Genomic DNA, 15037 nt, shown 5'->3' with positions numbered 1-15037 from the left:
AGCCTCCGCCATTTGGCGGAGCGCCCAGGGATTAAGGAATTTATATTAAATTATTCTTTCGTAACTGCTTGCTCTTCGTTTTGCGTTTCCGGAGCGATTGTCAATGATTCAGCCTGCTGAACATCATCTTCGTCTTCCATGTCGCGCATTTCAATTTCTTCTTCATCGCCAGAAAGGATCTTAACATCCATACCTAAACTTTGAAGTTCTTTGATTAGTACCTTGAATGACTCCGGTACGCCTGGTTCAGGAACATTCTCGCCTTTGACGATTGATTCATAAGTCTTAACACGTCCAACGACGTCATCGGACTTAACTGTTAAAATTTCCTGAAGTGTATAGGCAGCACCATATGCTTCAAGTGCCCAAACCTCCATCTCACCGAAACGCTGTCCGCCAAACTGAGCTTTACCGCCCAATGGCTGCTGCGTAACAAGAGAGTAAGGTCCTGTTGAACGGGCATGGAGCTTATCGTCAACCATGTGCGCCAGTTTGATCATATACATGACACCAACTGATACACGGTTGTCAAACGGCTCGCCTGAACGTCCATCATAAAGAACAGTTTTTGCATCACGCGCCATGCCTGCTTCTTCGATCGTTGCCCACACATCTTCCTCGCGGGCACCATCGAATACAGGAGATGCTACGTGAATGCCCAGTGCTCTGGCAGCCATACCAAGGTGAAGCTCAAGCACCTGTCCAATGTTCATACGCGATGGTACCCCAAGAGGGTTTAACATGATGTCTACTGGAGTGCCATCCGGCAGGTAAGGCATGTCTTCTTCCGGTAAAATACGGGAGATAACACCTTTATTACCGTGGCGTCCGGCCATCTTGTCCCCTTCAGAGATTTTACGCTTCTGAACGATATATACACGTACAAGCTGGTTTACACCTGGAGGAAGCTCATCTCCGTCTTCCCTGTTAAACACTTTAACATCCAGTACGATACCGCCGCCGCCGTGTGGCACACGAAGGGAAGTATCGCGGACTTCACGTGCTTTTTCACCAAAGATTGCGTGCAATAGCCTTTCTTCAGCTGTCAGTTCCGTTACCCCTTTAGGAGTCACTTTACCAACAAGAAGGTCGCCATCTTTTACTTCCGCACCTGTGCGGATAATTCCGCGTTCGTCCAGATTGCGCAGTGCATCTTCCCCAACGTTAGGGATATCTCTTGTGATCTCTTCAGGTCCAAGCTTTGTATCGCGTGATTCTGATTCATATTCTTCAATATGGATAGATGTATAAACATCATCTTTTACAAGGCGCTCACTCATAATGATCGCATCCTCGTAGTTATATCCATCCCATGTCATGAACGCGACAAGAACGTTGCGTCCAAGCGCCAGTTCACCAAGTTCCATGGAAGGTCCGTCAGCAAGGATTTCTCCTTTTGTTACACGGTTGCCTACAGCAACGATTGGGCGCTGGTTGTAGCAAGTTCCCTGGTTGGAACGGATGAATTTAAGCATTCTGTATTTATCAAGATCGCCTTTAACTTCCTGCCCATCCACGTTTTGAATGCGGCGAACCCAAACTTCGCGCGCTTCTACATGCTCAACAATTCCCTCATGCTTACAGATAACTGCAGCACCCGAGTCTTTACCTGATACATATTCCATACCAGTACCAACTCTTGGCGCTTCCGGCTGCATCAAAGGCACAGCCTGACGCTGCATGTTCGCTCCCATTAGGGCACGGTTGGAGTCATCATTTTCCAAGAATGGAATACATGCCGTCGCAGCAGAAACTACCTGTTTAGGCGATACATCCATGTAGTCAACACGGTCGCGTTTCACAACTGTGTTTTCCCCTTTGAAACGGGCTACTACTTCTTCGTCAAGGAATGAACCATCGTCACCAAGAAGTGCGTTCGCCTGGGCCACTACATAGTTATCCTCTTCATCAGCTGTCAGATAGTCGATGCGGGATGTAACTTTCCCTGTTTCAGGGTCAATTCGGCGATATGGTGTTTCGATAAATCCGAAACGGTTTACCTTCGCAAATGAAGATAGGGAGTTAATCAAACCGATGTTTGGTCCCTCCGGCGTTTCAATCGGACACATACGCCCATAGTGAGAGTAGTGAACGTCACGTACTTCGAAGCCGGCACGTTCACGTGTCAGACCACCAGGTCCTAACGCAGAAAGACGGCGTTTATGTGTCAGTTCAGCAAGCGGATTTGTCTGATCCATGAACTGGGACAACTGTGAGCTTCCAAAGAACTCTTTAATTGACGCAATAACAGGACGGATATTAATCAGCTGCTGAGGTGTAATGGTATTTGTATCTTGGATGGACATTCTCTCGCGGACCACACGCTCCATACGGGAAAGACCGATTCGGAACTGGTTCTGCAATAGTTCTCCGACTGAACGAAGACGTCTGTTTCCAAGATGGTCGATATCATCTGTATCTCCTACAGAATGCAGAAGGTTAAAGAAATAACTGATTGATGCAATGATGTCAGAAGGTGAAATGTTTTTCACTGCTTCTTCAACGTAGGCATTGCCGATTACATTGATGACTTTTTCGCCATCTTCATTAGGCGCGTAAATCTTAATAGACTGAAGCAATACTTCATCATCTACTACTCCGCCCAAAAGGCTTACGGTTTTAAAGCCGATATCCTTCTCCAGGTTAGGAAGGATCCGGTCTAATGTGCGGCGGTCAAGCGTAACGCCTTTTTCCGCAATAATTTCGCCTGTTTCTGGATCCACAAGCGTTTCAGCCAGTTTTTGACCGAACAGGCGATTTTTGATATGAAGCTTCTTATTGATCTTATAGCGTCCAACATTCGCCAGGTCATAGCGCTTTGGATCGAAAAATCTTGAGACAAGCAAGCTTTTCGCATTTTCGACCGTTGGCGGTTCGCCCGGACGAAGGCGCTCATAAATTTCAAGTAGCGCTTTCTCTGTACTTTCAGTATTATCTTTTTCAAGAGTGTTGCGAATGTACTCGTTGTCTCCAATCAAATCGATGATCTCTTGATCAGAGCCGAACCCAAGTGCACGCAAAAGAACCGTAACGGGCAGTTTCCGAGTACGATCTATTCTGACGTATACGACGTCTTTGGCATCTGTTTCATACTCAAGCCATGCGCCGCGGTTCGGGATTACGGTTGCTGTAAAGCCTTTTTTCCCGTTTTTATCAAGCTTTCCACTGAAATATACGCTCGGTGAACGTACTAACTGGGATACAATGACACGCTCCGCTCCGTTAATAACGAACGTACCTGTCTCTGTCATAAGCGGGAAGTCACCCATAAAGACATCCTGGTCTTTAACTTCGCCTGTTTCTTTGTTTACAAGACGCACTTTCACACGTAAAGGTGCAGAATATGTAACATCTCGTTCTTTCGATTCCTCAACGGAATATTTTGGTTCGCCAAGGCTGTAATCAATAAATTCAAGCGACAAATTACCAGTAAAGTCTTCAATCGGAGAAATATCATGGAACATTTCTCGTAAACCCTCATCAAGAAACCATTGATAAGAAGAGGTTTGGATTTCGATTAGATTTGGTAATTCTAAAACTTCACTGATTCGTGCGTAACTTCTACGTTGGCGGTGTCGTCCATACTGAACTAGTTGACCTGTCAACTGATTCACCCCTCAAATCAAGCGTTATTGTTGCTAATAGCAATTTATATCATCTTATAAGAAAAGCTAGAGAGCGCCTGCCTATCGGCGACAAGCTTTAGACCCGAAACCGATGGCGCAAAGAGCAGCCAGCGAACTGGCTTAGAAGCTGGGCTTTTCCCGAGAATGCAGAGGGACATAAGCCAAGCCTCCATTCTTATAAGACAAAAAGAAAAAGGGTTTTCACTTCAAAAACCACATTTTCACAATACGACTATTATTTTGTTAGCATTCCCATTAAAACCAAATTTATACAACTATTAGATAAATTTAGTTATAAATAGAAATATAATATGTTGGCATTTTACAATACTATCATAGCAAAAAAGTCAAGTCAATCTTTTTTTGCTCTTAAAATAAAATAGCCTTTTTTCTTTTCTGCCGTCTCCACTTCGCCGAATAACTCTGTCAGTTTATCGATGGCAGATGGTGCACCCTGCTTTTTCTGGATGACAACCCATAGCTCTCCTCCAGAAATCAGCGAATTAAAACTTTGTTCAAAAATATCATGAACAACCATTTTCCCGGCTCGGATTGGCGGGTTTGTCAGAATGGCCGCAAACTTATTACCTTTTGTATTTTCAAGGCGGTCACTTTCATAGATTTGCACATTTTTAATGCCATTCATTTCAGCATTTTCCTTCGCAAGATCAAGCGCCCTCTCATTCACATCAACCATATGAACTGTCCGTTCAGGCATTAGCTTTGCTGCAGTCAGCCCAATAGGCCCGTATCCGCAGCCGACATCAAGAATGTTCCCTTCAGCTTCCGGCTGTTCAAAAGTCTCAATTAATAATCTTGAACCGAAATCCACTTCACCCTTTGAAAAAACACCATTATCGGTTTTAAAGCGGAATGGATACTCCTTCAGAGTATAACTCCAGGTTTTAGGACTGCTTTCAACTTTTTGCGTTTGGGAATAGTAGTGTTCAGACATGAAATCACCTCCAGGGAGAATATATAAGAAGAAAATAGGAGAATCACAATTAAGTGGTTTCGAAGGAATTATATAGGATTGCCCACTAAAAAGCAAAAAGTTAAAGTGCAATGTATATTTAATCCCAAAATAAAAAGCCCGCTTAAGCAGCGGGCTTTTCATAAAGGCTATTACTTAACTTCAACGCCAGCTCCAACTTCTTCAAGCTTAGCTTTAACTTCTTCAGCTTCCTCTTTAGAAACGCCTTCTTTAAGAGCTTTTGGAGTGTTGTCAACAAGTTCTTTTGCTTCTTTAAGTCCAAGACCTGTGATTTCACGTACCACTTTGATAACTTTGATTTTTTGGTCGCCTGCAGAAGCAAGAACAACGTCAAATTCAGTTTGTTCTTCAGCAGCGCCGCCAGCAGCAGCTCCACCAGCCATTGCTACAGGAGCAGCAGCAGTTACACCAAATTCTTCTTCAATTGCTTTTACTAAGTCGTTTAGTTCTAAAACAGTCATAGATTTAACTGCTTCAATGATTTGTTCTTTAGTCATGATAATGTTTCCTCCTTATTTTTGGTTTGAATCTATTAGTTTAACGCTAGAATTAACTTACGCGCCTTGTTCTTCTTTTTGATCTGCAACAGCTTTTGCAGCAAGAGCAAGATTGCGGATAGGTGCTTGAAGTACGCTGAGTAGCATAGATAGCAAGCCTTCGCGTGATGGTAGTTCAGCAAGAGCTTTGACATCTTCTACCGAAGCGATATTCCCTTCGATTACACCTGCTTTAATTTCAAGTGCTTCATGCTTTTTCGCGAAATCATTAATGATTTTCGCTGGAGCAACTACATCTTCTGTGCTGAACGCGATTGCGTTAGGTCCAGTTAAAGCTTCGTTTAAACCGGAAAGTTCAGCAGCTTCAGCAGCACGGCGAGTCATTGAATTCTTGTATACTTTGAATTCTACGCCAGCTTCACGAAGCTGTTTACGAAGTTCAGTAACTTCAGCAACAGTAAGACCACGGTAGTCAACAACAACTGTTGATAAACTTGATTTAAGCTTATCAGCAATCTCTTCTACGATTTGTTTCTTTTGTTCGATAACACTGCTCATCCTTACACCTCCTGTAGAATTTCTACATTCATACCGTCCAATAAAAAACCCCCACGACTTTGCAGACATGGAGGAAGTATACAATAGCAAGAAAAAGCAATTCTATCGTAATACCTCGGCAGGAAATTAAGCAATCAAGCACCTGCTGTCTACGGCACAAATGTTATTATATTTTTAACAACAAAATACATATTACAGCATGTATTTTAGAATGTCAATTGTAATTATTTTACTGCAACAGATGAAGGATCTACTTTTACGCCAGGTCCCATAGTAGAAGTAACAGAAACGTTCTTCATGTAAGTTCCTTTAGCAGCAGCAGGCTTCACTTTCATCATTGTATCGAAAATAGTGTTGAAGTTTTCAACAAGCTTTTCGTCTTCGAAAGATACTTTACCAATTGGCACGTGGATGTTACCAGCTTTGTCAACACGGTATTCAACTTTACCTGCTTTGATTTCGTTAACTGCTTTTTGAACGTCAAAAGTAACTGTGCCAGTCTTAGGGTTTGGCATTAAGCCTTTAGGTCCTAATACGCGGCCAAGTTTACCAACTTCACCCATCATGTCAGGTGTAGCAACGATTACATCAAAGTCGAACCAGCCTTGGCTGATTTTGTTGATGTATTCAGAATCACCTACGAAATCTGCTCCAGCAGCTTCTGCTTCTTTCGCCTTTTCACCCTTAGCGAAAACAAGAACGCGCTGAGTTTTACCAGTTCCGTTTGGAAGAACAACCGCTCCACGGATTTGCTGGTCAGCTTTCTTAGGGTCAACGCCTAGTCGGAATGCTACCTCAACAGTTGCATCAAATTTTGCAAAATTAGTTTTCTTCGCAAGTTCAATTGCTTCAGCAATTGGGTAAGCTTTTGAAGAATCGACAAGCTTCGCAGCTTCTGCGTACTTCTTACCTTTTTTAGCCATTTTTTATTTCCTCCTTGATTGTGGTTTTAGCGGAATAACCTCCCACGAGTAAAAGCGGAGGCGCCTCGGTCAAAGGCGCCGCAGCTAGATACCGAAAAGCGGAGGCGCCCATAAGGCGCCTGCGCTAGACAGAACAAAGGTTGCGAGTGAAACAAATTCAGCGTCGCAACCTCATCCCTAAATCTGCTTCATGCATGGATTAGTCTTCGATAACGATACCCATGCTGCGTGCAGTACCTTCAACCATACGCATTGCAGCTTCTACGCTTGCAGCGTTTAGATCAGGCATCTTTGTTTCAGCAATCTCGCGTACCTTGTCACGCTTGACTGTTGCTACTTTATTACGGTTTGGTTCACCAGAACCAGACTCGATTCCAGCCGCTTTCTTAAGAAGAACTGCAGCAGGAGGAGTTTTCGTAATAAATGTAAATGAACGGTCTTCAAAAACCGTGATTTCAACAGGAATGATTAAGCCAGCTTGTTCAGCTGTGCGAGCGTTAAATTCCTTACAGAATCCCATGATGTTAACACCTGCTTGACCTAGTGCCGGTCCTACTGGTGGTGCAGGGTTTGCTTTACCTGCAGGGATTTGCAGCTTTACAAGTTTGATTACTTTTTTAGCCACGAGACACACCTCCTTAAAGTCCGTGATGTGGTAATAGGGAAAATTCCCTCCCACTCAACTTATAGTCTTTATATTAAGATAAAGAACTTTTAACTATTGTCCAGTCTCTTTGGCCGAGACATACTGACCTTTGAAATATTATCACTTTTCAAAGGCAATTTCAAGTTTTTTTACAAAGATATATAAAAGTACTTTCACAGCAGGCTGCTTCTTACAGTTTTTCAATCTGTGAAAAATCAAGTTCAACTGGAGTGTCACGGCCAAACATGTTAACAAGCACTTTAATCTTCGCTTTATCTTTATCAATATCTTCAATGCTGCCTGTGAAGTTCGCAAACGGACCTTCTTTCACCTGAACTGTTTCACCGATCTCAAAGTTGATATCAAAGCGGGCTTCTTCAACACCCATATGCTTAAGAATGTTCGTAACTTCTTCCGGCAATAGCGGAGTCGGCTTTGAGCCTGAACCTGCTGAACCTACGAATCCAGTTACACCCGGAGTATTTCTTACTACATACCAGGAATCATCCGTCATCACGATTTCTACTAGTACATAACCAGGGAAGACTTTGCGCTTCACTACTTTTTTCTTGCCGTTTTTAAATTCTGTTTCTTCTTCTTCCGGAACTACCACGCGGAAGATCTTATCTTGCATTCCCATCGATTCAACACGTTTCTCCAGATTGGCTTTGACTTTATTTTCATAGCCGGAGTACGTATGAACAACATACCAATTCTTTTCCATTTATGAGGACTTGTTCGTCCTTCCCTCCCTGTATTCAACAATTTATTATTTTTGACCAAATTAAAAAACCCGTTTCCGGGCTTTGCAAATGTTTCCTGTGTTATTCTCCATTATACCATGGAAACTCAGGGGTTATTCAAGAATTAAACGAATCAATTCAGAAATTCCCAGGTCAATCACTGCAAAAAACAGAGCGAAGAACGTAACTGTAGCAAGAACGGTAACAGTATAGTTTGTCAGCTCTTTGCGTTTAGGCCAGCTGACCTTTCTCATTTCTCGGCCAACTTCACGGAAAAAATTCACGATGCGCTGCATTTCGTAACCCCCAACTTTCAAGAGATATATCCTTTAACAAGAAGCGAAAGCGGCTTCAAAATCAGACCAATCTTCCTGTCTGCATAAAACGCTCAGGCTTCAGGCTATTAAAAGAGCAAACTTCTTATCTATATAATCACTTTGTTTCTTTATGGATCGTATGAGCACTGCATGTGCTGCAGAACTTCTTCAGTTCCAGCCTTGCAGAATCATTTTTGCCTGCAGTGGAATAATTCCTGGAACCACATACAGAGCAAGCCAAAATTACCTTTTTAGTCATATTTCCACCTACTAAGTCACATTACGCCCTTAAAACTTTAACACGCACCCCAAAACATGTCAATAACTGCAAAAAAAGCAAGGTGTTGGGAAATTCTGTCTACAGGGAAAATTCACGCACTTCCAAATATCTTTCCAGCTTTCTTTTCACCCGCTGCAGGGCATTGTCAATCGATTTAACATGGCGGTTCAGTTCTTCGGAAATTTCCTGATAGGACTGCCCATCCAAATAAAGGGCAAGCACCTTTCGTTCAAGGTCACTCAGAAGCTCGGACATTTTCACTTCAATGTGATCAAATTCTTCCTGGTTGATAATCAGCTCTTCAGGGTCCATAACCTTCGCCCCAGAGATTACGTCCATAAGCGTCCTGTCCGATTCCTCATCATAAATGGGCTTGTCCAAGGACACATAAGAGTTCAGCGGAATATGCTTTTGGCGGGTCGCTGTCTTGATGGCGGTAATGATTTGCCTGGTGATGCACAGCTCGGCAAACGCTTTAAACGAGGACAGCTTGTCCTCTTTAAAATCGCGGATCGCCTTGTACAAGCCGATCATTCCCTCTTGTACAATATCTTCTTTATCTGCACCAATCAAAAAATAGGATCTTGCTTTTGCCCGGACAAAATTGCGGTACTTATGAATCAGATAATCCAGCGCCTCACTCTCGCCCTTATGCACGAGCTCAACTATTTCTTCGTCCTCAAGCTGGATAAAGTCTATAAGATTTTCGTCGATTGTCTTGAAGTCAGCACTCACTAGGATCCCCCCGACCGTACAAGCATGGTTAGAAACATTATACAGCACGGTTTTTTCAAGCGTCAACCGCTCATTGGCCTCCTCTGCGCCATTTTTCAAAAATTTCTGCCACTTCATCACTGAGAGGTATCTTGGATACAGGCTTTTTCTGCTGAATTTTTTTTACTTTTTTTTCGATGCTGCTTTCAATCAAATTCATTTCATTAAGCAGCTCCCTTGCTGATTTCCTTAGGGCTCCCTGGCCAAATATGACCCATTGCTCTGTGAAATCGGAGGTTGCCACATGAATTTGGGTTTTAATATTGCTGAGATCGATAGCCAATTTTTCAATGCGTTCATCGGCCGTTTCATTATTTCTTGTAAAAATAACTTCGATCTTTGAATCCTTAAACTTTTTTTCCGTGCCCTTTACATAATGGGCATCAAACACGACAATCACTCTGTACCCGGAATATCCCTGGTACTCGGCCATTTTTTCAATCAGGCGGTCTCTGGCTGACGATAAATCCTTGTTTTTGAGCTCCCTGAGTTCTGGCCAAGCACCAATTATGTTGTATCCGTCAACAAGAAGGATGTCCATTTCTATCCCTCAAGCGGATGCCGTTTCCGATAAACCTCATACATGAGCAGCGCAGCAGCCACTGATGCGTTAAGGGAAGTAACGTGTCCAGCCATCGGCAGGTTAATGAGGAAATCACATTTATCCCGAATCAGGCGGCCCATCCCTTTACCTTCGCTTCCAATTACAAGACCTATAGGCATCGTCCCATCCATCTGGCGGTAGTCTTGTTTCCCCTTTGCATCCGTACCGGCGATCCAGACGCCTCTTTCCTTTAATTCATCAATCGTCCTGGCCATATTGGTAACACGGACAACCGGGATATACTCGATCGCTCCTGTTGATGCTTTAGCTACTGTTGCCGTCAGCCCGACAGCTCTCCTTTTCGGAATAATGATCCCATGTGCCCCGACTGCATCAGCCGTTCTCATGATGGACCCTAGATTATGCGGATCTTCAATTTCATCCAGAAGCAAGAAAAATGCTGCTTCATTTTTCTTTTCTGCGGCAGCAAACAAATCATCGATTTCTGCGTATTGATAGGCAGCAACCTGTGCGATGACACCCTGATGATTCCCCTCTGCCATCCCATCTATTTTTTTCTTGGGAACGAACTGGACCAGTACCCCGGCTGACTTCGCCAAACCGATTACCTGCTGCATCTGCCCGCTCTGCGAACCTTCTGCAATAAAAATCTTATTAATATCCCTCTCTGACTTTAATGCTTCAATAACGGGATTCTTCCCGATGATAAAATCCTGGCTCATTTTGCCGCTCCTCCTTTCCTTTTCTCAACTAAATGTATGGATTCCAGAATCAGTTCTTCCATCCGCTCCTGTCTTTTTGACAAAAACAGATAGCCGATGAGAGATTCAAAAGCTGTGCTGTATCTGTATGTTTGGACATCGGTATTTTTCGGCACCGAACCGGACTTTGCGTTTCGTCCCCTGCGGACTACGGCCAGTTCTTCCTCCGTCAGCCGTTCAGAATCAATTAATTCATGAATGATTATGGACTGGGCTTTTGCAGAAACATACCGGGTTGCCTCCTTATGGAGGAAATGGGGCCGAACCCGTCCATTTTGAAGGAGATGGTGGCGTATATAGGTTTCAAATACCGCATCCCCCATATACGCCATGGCAAGACTATTCAATTGTTTTTCATCTATTTTGTTTTCATAGTGAAGCATTGCTTAGCCTCTTTTCCATCTGATTCCCTGCGGTGTATCTTCAAGGATAATGTTCATTTCTTTCAGCTGATCGCGGATTTTGTCTGCCAGTTCAAAATTGCGCTCTTTTCTGGCCTGCTGCCTCTGCTCAATCAGCTTTTCGATTTCCTCATCCAGAAGGTCAGCATTTGTTTCTTCAAGAGAAAGGCCTAATACATCAAACAGCGTTTCAAATTCTTTCGTGAAAGCATCGATGACTTCCACAGCTGTGTTTTTCTCCATCAGATAATAATTCGCAAGCTTAGACAGTTCGAACAAAATAGATACGGCATTGGCTGTATTGAAATCATCATCCATATCATGAATGAACTGTTCATGAAGAACGGTTATTTTATCCAGCCACTCCTGATTATTATCAGTCAGGTTCACACTTGCTTCTTTGCGGTGCTGCAAATTGTGATAAGATGTTTTAATGCGCTCCAGCCCTGTACGGGTATTTTCCAGAAGCTCATCACTATAGTTGATCGGATGTCTGTAATGTACGGACAGCATGAAAAATCTTAGAACCTGCGGGTCATGCTTTTGGATAATGTCATGAACCAGGACGAAATTCCCTAGTGATTTTGACATTTTTTCGTTGTCGATATTAATATAGCCATTGTGCATCCAATAGCGGGCAAAGGTTTTGCCTGTCAAAGCTTCCGACTGGGCGATCTCATTTTCATGATGCGGGAAAGCCAGATCCTGTCCGCCGGCATGAATATCAATCGTGTCCCCCAGGTATTTCTTTGCCATAGCCGAGCATTCAATATGCCATCCTGGCCTTCCTTGCCCCCAAGGGCTCTCCCACGCGATTTCCCCTTTTTTCGCTGCTTTCCAAAGAACAAAGTCAAGAGAATCCTGTTTCTTTTCGCCGACGGCAATGCGGGCGCCAACCCGCAGCTCATCAATGGACTGATGGGACAGCTTACCGTACTCATCAAACTTACGGGTATGATAATAGACATCCCCTTCTGATTCATACGCGAAGCCTTTATCAATCAATGTCTGGATAAACTCAATAATGATATCGATGCTTTCTGTCACTCTAGGGTGGACATCAGCCTTTCTGCAGCCCAGTGCAGAAACGTCTTCGAAGTAGGCATTAATGAATCGTTCCGCTATGCTTGGAACATCCGTTCCAAGTTCATTAGCTACGCGGATCAGCTTATCATCTACATCAGTAAAGTTGGAGACATACTGAACATCGAAGCCGCGGAATTCAAGATATCTGCGCACTGTATCAAATACAATTGGCGGGCGCGCATTCCCTATATGGATATAGTTATAAACGGTCGGCCCGCACACATACATTTTCACTTTTCCCTCTTCTATGGGAATAAAATCTTCTTTTTGACGAGTAAGTGTATTATAGATTTGAATGGCCATGAATCTGGCTCCTTTCTTTCCTCAACGTTTCGACTTCGCCTTTTAATTCCTGCAGCTCCTTCTCCAGTTCCTTAAACCGGTCTGCAATTGGATCGGGAAGATCACAATGATTTAAATCCTTGCTAATTTTCACACCATCCCGGACTTTCACTCTTCCTGGAATGCCGACCACAGTTGAGTTCGGCGGAACCTCATGAAGAACAACAGAGCCTGCACCTATCTTAGAATTCTCCCCAATTGTAATGGATCCCAAAACCTTCGCACCGGTTGCAATCAGCGCGTTGTCCTTAATAGTAGGATGCCGCTTGCCTTTTTCCTTCCCGGTTCCTCCAAGTGTCACACCCTGGAAAACAGTTACGTTATCGCCGATCTCACATGTTTCCCCGATGACAACCCCCATGCCATGGTCGATAAAAAAGCGTCTGCCGATCTTTGCTCCCGGGTGAATTTCAATTCCTGTGAAAAAGCGGCTGACCTGGGAAACAACTCTTGCAAGAAAATAAAACTTCCTCTTAAAAAGTGCGTGGGCCATGCGGTGCGACCAGACAGCATGCAATCCTGAGTACGTTAATACTACTTCCAAATAACTTCTTGCTGCCGGATCCTGTTCAAATACCACTTCGATATCTTCCTTCATTCTTGCAAACATTGTTCATTTCCCCTCCTGACATAGGTCTCGATCTCTATTTTTATTTCTCTAAAGCTTTTCCCCTATAATATTTCACTGCCCGTGGAAGCAGGTTAAAAATATAAAAAAGCGCCTCTGCCACAATCGGACAGAGACGCTTTATGCGCGGTTCCACTCTGTTTAGGCTTCAGAAGCCTCAACTTTAACTTGTTAACGGATAAGTTCCGCTCAAATCTACTAGGAAGCAGGGGGCATCCGTTCAAATTGAGGCTCTGAGGCGCACTTCAGAAAAAGGAGAGGCTTAAACCACTTTCAGCCGGTGATGGTTCTCTCTAAAAAGCATCTTTTTTCTTACTTTTCCTCTTCAACACTTTTCGATATAGAATAATTTACTTAATACTATATTACATTTTCTCCAAGATGTTAACCAATAATGCTCATTAATCGAGTTTTTACTTTTTCTTTTCCTAAAAGCTCGATGGCCTGCGGCAGATCCGGCCCATGGGTTTGGCCAGTAGTAGCTGAACGGATTGGCATGAACAGTTTCTTGCCCTTGTGGCCTGTTGATTTTTGCACAGCCTTCATGGCCGCTTTAATTTCATCCGCTTTGAACTCTGCCATATTGTCAATTTCCTGCAGGAAAGCAGACAGCACTTCAGGAACCTGCTCTTCAGCCAGAACTTCCTTCGCTTCTTCATCAACTGTCATTTCTTCTGTAAAGAACAGTTCTGAAAGCTCTGCAATTTGAGCGCCAAAGCTCATTTTTTCCTGATAAAGAGTGATCAGGCTTCTAACCCAATCTTCATTTTCCTGCTGCCAGTTTTCACTGATCTTTCCTGACTTTACCAGGTGAGGGGCTGAAATGGCCACTAAGCGGTCCTGATCAAGCTTTTTCATGTACTGGTTATTCATCCATTCAAGCTTCTGCTTATCGAAAAGGGCAGGAGATTTTGATAATCTGCTTTCATCAAAAATATCAATGAATTCTTCTTTGGAGAAGATTTCTTCCTCGCCTGCAGGAGACCAGCCAAGCAAAGCAATAAAGTTAAAGAGCGCTTCCGGCAAGTAGCCGAGCTCTTCATACTGTTCAATGAACTGGATAATCGTCTCGTCACGCTTGCTCAGTTTTTTGCGGCTTTCATTGACAATCAGCGTCATATGGCCAAACGTCGGAATGTCCCAGCCCAATGCTTCGTAAATCATCTGCTGCTTAGGAGTATTGGAAATATGGTCATCACCGCGCAGGACATGAGAAATTTTCATAAGGTGGTCATCCACTGTTACCGCAAAGTTATAGGTAGGAGTACCGTCCTTTTTGACAATGACAAAATCGCCAAAGCCTTCAGATTCGAATGACACTTCGCCTTTTACCATATCATTGAATTTTAATTCCCTGCCTTTTGGCACTAAGAAACGGATGCTCGGCTTTCTGCCTTCTGCTTCCAGTGCAGCTCTATCTTCCGCTGTCAGATGGCGGCATTTTCCTGAATAAGCAGGGGTATCACCTTTTGCAGATTGAGCTTCACGCTCTGCTTCCAGTTCCTCTTCCGTACAATAGCACTTATAGGCATGCCCTTTGTCAAGCAATTCCTTGTAGTATGTTTCATAGATATGATTTCTTTCAGATTGGCGGTATGGGCCATATTCGCCTTCCTGGTCGATGCTTTCGTCCCAATCCATCCCAAGCCACTTTAAATAGTGAAGCTGGCTTTCTTCGCCGCCTTCAATATTCCGTTTCTTATCTGTATCCTCAATGCGGATGATGAATTTTCCGCCTTTGCTTCTTGCAAACAAATAGTTGAAAAGCGCCGTTCTCGCATTTCCGATATGTAAATGCCCAGTCGGACTCGGAGCGTAGCGGACGCGGATTTCATTTGACATACTAACTGCCTCCTTAAAATCTAAATCTGTTGAGTTTTTCGTCTCACCAGTAGA

16 protein-coding genes and 2 other annotated features are annotated in these 15037 nt (G+C 43.6%); all 16 genes read right to left on the bottom strand.

Annotated features, from left to right (window positions below; translation table 11 throughout):
- Positions 1–50: 50 nt before the first annotated feature.
- The gene (rpoB, locus tag IRB79_RS01905) at positions 51–3605 is read right to left on the bottom strand and encodes a DNA-directed RNA polymerase subunit beta (RefSeq protein ID WP_221876822.1); all 3555 of its coding nucleotides are present in this window, start codon (positions 3603–3605) and stop codon (positions 51–53) included.
- A 373-nt stretch (positions 3606–3978) separates the two neighbouring features.
- Positions 3979–4581, bottom strand: a complete 603-nt coding sequence (locus tag IRB79_RS01900) for a class I SAM-dependent methyltransferase (RefSeq protein ID WP_243506483.1) — start codon at positions 4579–4581, stop codon at positions 3979–3981.
- Between the two features lie 170 nt (positions 4582–4751).
- Positions 4752–5117: a 50S ribosomal protein L7/L12 gene (gene rplL, locus IRB79_RS01895; RefSeq protein ID WP_221876820.1), complete on the bottom strand. Its 366-nt coding sequence runs from the start codon at positions 5115–5117 to the stop codon at positions 4752–4754.
- Between the two features lie 57 nt (positions 5118–5174).
- The gene (rplJ, locus tag IRB79_RS01890; protein WP_243506482.1) at positions 5175–5675 is read right to left on the bottom strand and encodes a 50S ribosomal protein L10; all 501 of its coding nucleotides are present in this window, start codon (positions 5673–5675) and stop codon (positions 5175–5177) included.
- Positions 5676–5708: 33 nt separating this feature from the next.
- Positions 5709–5848, bottom strand: a sequence feature (ribosomal protein L10 leader region).
- A 51-nt stretch (positions 5849–5899) separates the two neighbouring features.
- Positions 5900–6598, bottom strand: coding sequence for a 50S ribosomal protein L1 (gene rplA / locus IRB79_RS01885; RefSeq protein ID WP_113885250.1), 699 nt, complete (start codon positions 6596–6598; stop codon positions 5900–5902).
- A gap of 199 nt (positions 6599–6797) precedes the next feature.
- Positions 6798–7223, bottom strand: coding sequence for a 50S ribosomal protein L11 (gene rplK / locus IRB79_RS01880; protein ID WP_009336545.1), 426 nt, complete (start codon positions 7221–7223; stop codon positions 6798–6800).
- 211 nt (positions 7224–7434) lie between these two features.
- Positions 7435–7968 (bottom strand): transcription termination/antitermination protein NusG, encoded by a 534-nt coding sequence (nusG, locus tag IRB79_RS01875; protein ID WP_243506481.1) that lies wholly within the window; start codon positions 7966–7968, stop codon positions 7435–7437.
- A 132-nt stretch (positions 7969–8100) separates the two neighbouring features.
- Positions 8101–8283 (bottom strand): preprotein translocase subunit SecE, encoded by a 183-nt coding sequence (secE, locus tag IRB79_RS01870; RefSeq protein WP_113885251.1) that lies wholly within the window; start codon positions 8281–8283, stop codon positions 8101–8103.
- A gap of 136 nt (positions 8284–8419) precedes the next feature.
- Positions 8420–8563: a 50S ribosomal protein L33 gene (gene rpmG, locus IRB79_RS01865; protein ID WP_009336538.1), complete on the bottom strand. Its 144-nt coding sequence runs from the start codon at positions 8561–8563 to the stop codon at positions 8420–8422.
- Positions 8564–8662: 99 nt separating this feature from the next.
- Positions 8663–9319, bottom strand: a complete 657-nt coding sequence (gene sigH, locus IRB79_RS01860) for an RNA polymerase sporulation sigma factor SigH (protein WP_009336536.1) — start codon at positions 9317–9319, stop codon at positions 8663–8665.
- 70 nt (positions 9320–9389) lie between these two features.
- The gene (locus IRB79_RS01855) at positions 9390–9899 is read right to left on the bottom strand and encodes an NYN domain-containing protein (RefSeq protein ID WP_221876818.1); all 510 of its coding nucleotides are present in this window, start codon (positions 9897–9899) and stop codon (positions 9390–9392) included.
- 2 nt (positions 9900–9901) lie between these two features.
- Positions 9902–10645, bottom strand: a complete 744-nt coding sequence (gene rlmB / locus IRB79_RS01850) for a 23S rRNA (guanosine(2251)-2'-O)-methyltransferase RlmB (RefSeq protein ID WP_243506480.1) — start codon at positions 10643–10645, stop codon at positions 9902–9904.
- On the bottom strand, positions 10642–11067 hold the full coding sequence (locus tag IRB79_RS01845; RefSeq protein WP_243506479.1) for a Mini-ribonuclease 3: 426 nt from the start codon (positions 11065–11067) through the stop codon (positions 10642–10644). Before IRB79_RS01845 ends, rlmB begins: the two co-directional genes overlap by 4 nt.
- Positions 11068–11070: 3 nt before the next feature.
- Complete coding sequence (gene cysS, locus IRB79_RS01840) at positions 11071–12474, bottom strand: cysteine--tRNA ligase (protein WP_243506478.1); 1404 nt, start codon at positions 12472–12474, stop codon at positions 11071–11073.
- Positions 12455–13123: a serine O-acetyltransferase gene (cysE, locus tag IRB79_RS01835; protein ID WP_243506477.1), complete on the bottom strand. Its 669-nt coding sequence runs from the start codon at positions 13121–13123 to the stop codon at positions 12455–12457. Before cysE ends, cysS begins: the two co-directional genes overlap by 20 nt.
- A gap of 126 nt (positions 13124–13249) precedes the next feature.
- Positions 13250–13479 (bottom strand) — a binding site (T-box leader).
- Between the two features lie 46 nt (positions 13480–13525).
- A complete protein-coding gene (gltX, locus tag IRB79_RS01830; protein ID WP_243506476.1) occupies positions 13526–14983 on the bottom strand; it encodes a glutamate--tRNA ligase in 1458 nt (485 codons plus the stop codon).
- Positions 14984–15037: the final 54 nt, after the last annotated feature.

The sequence above is a fragment of the Cytobacillus oceanisediminis genome, from assembly GCF_022811925.1.
Classification (GTDB): Bacteria; Bacillota; Bacilli; order Bacillales; family Cytobacillaceae; genus Cytobacillus; species Cytobacillus oceanisediminis_D.
The sequence above is the reverse complement of the archived record's forward strand: the minus strand, read 5'-3'. Positions and strand labels throughout refer to the sequence as shown.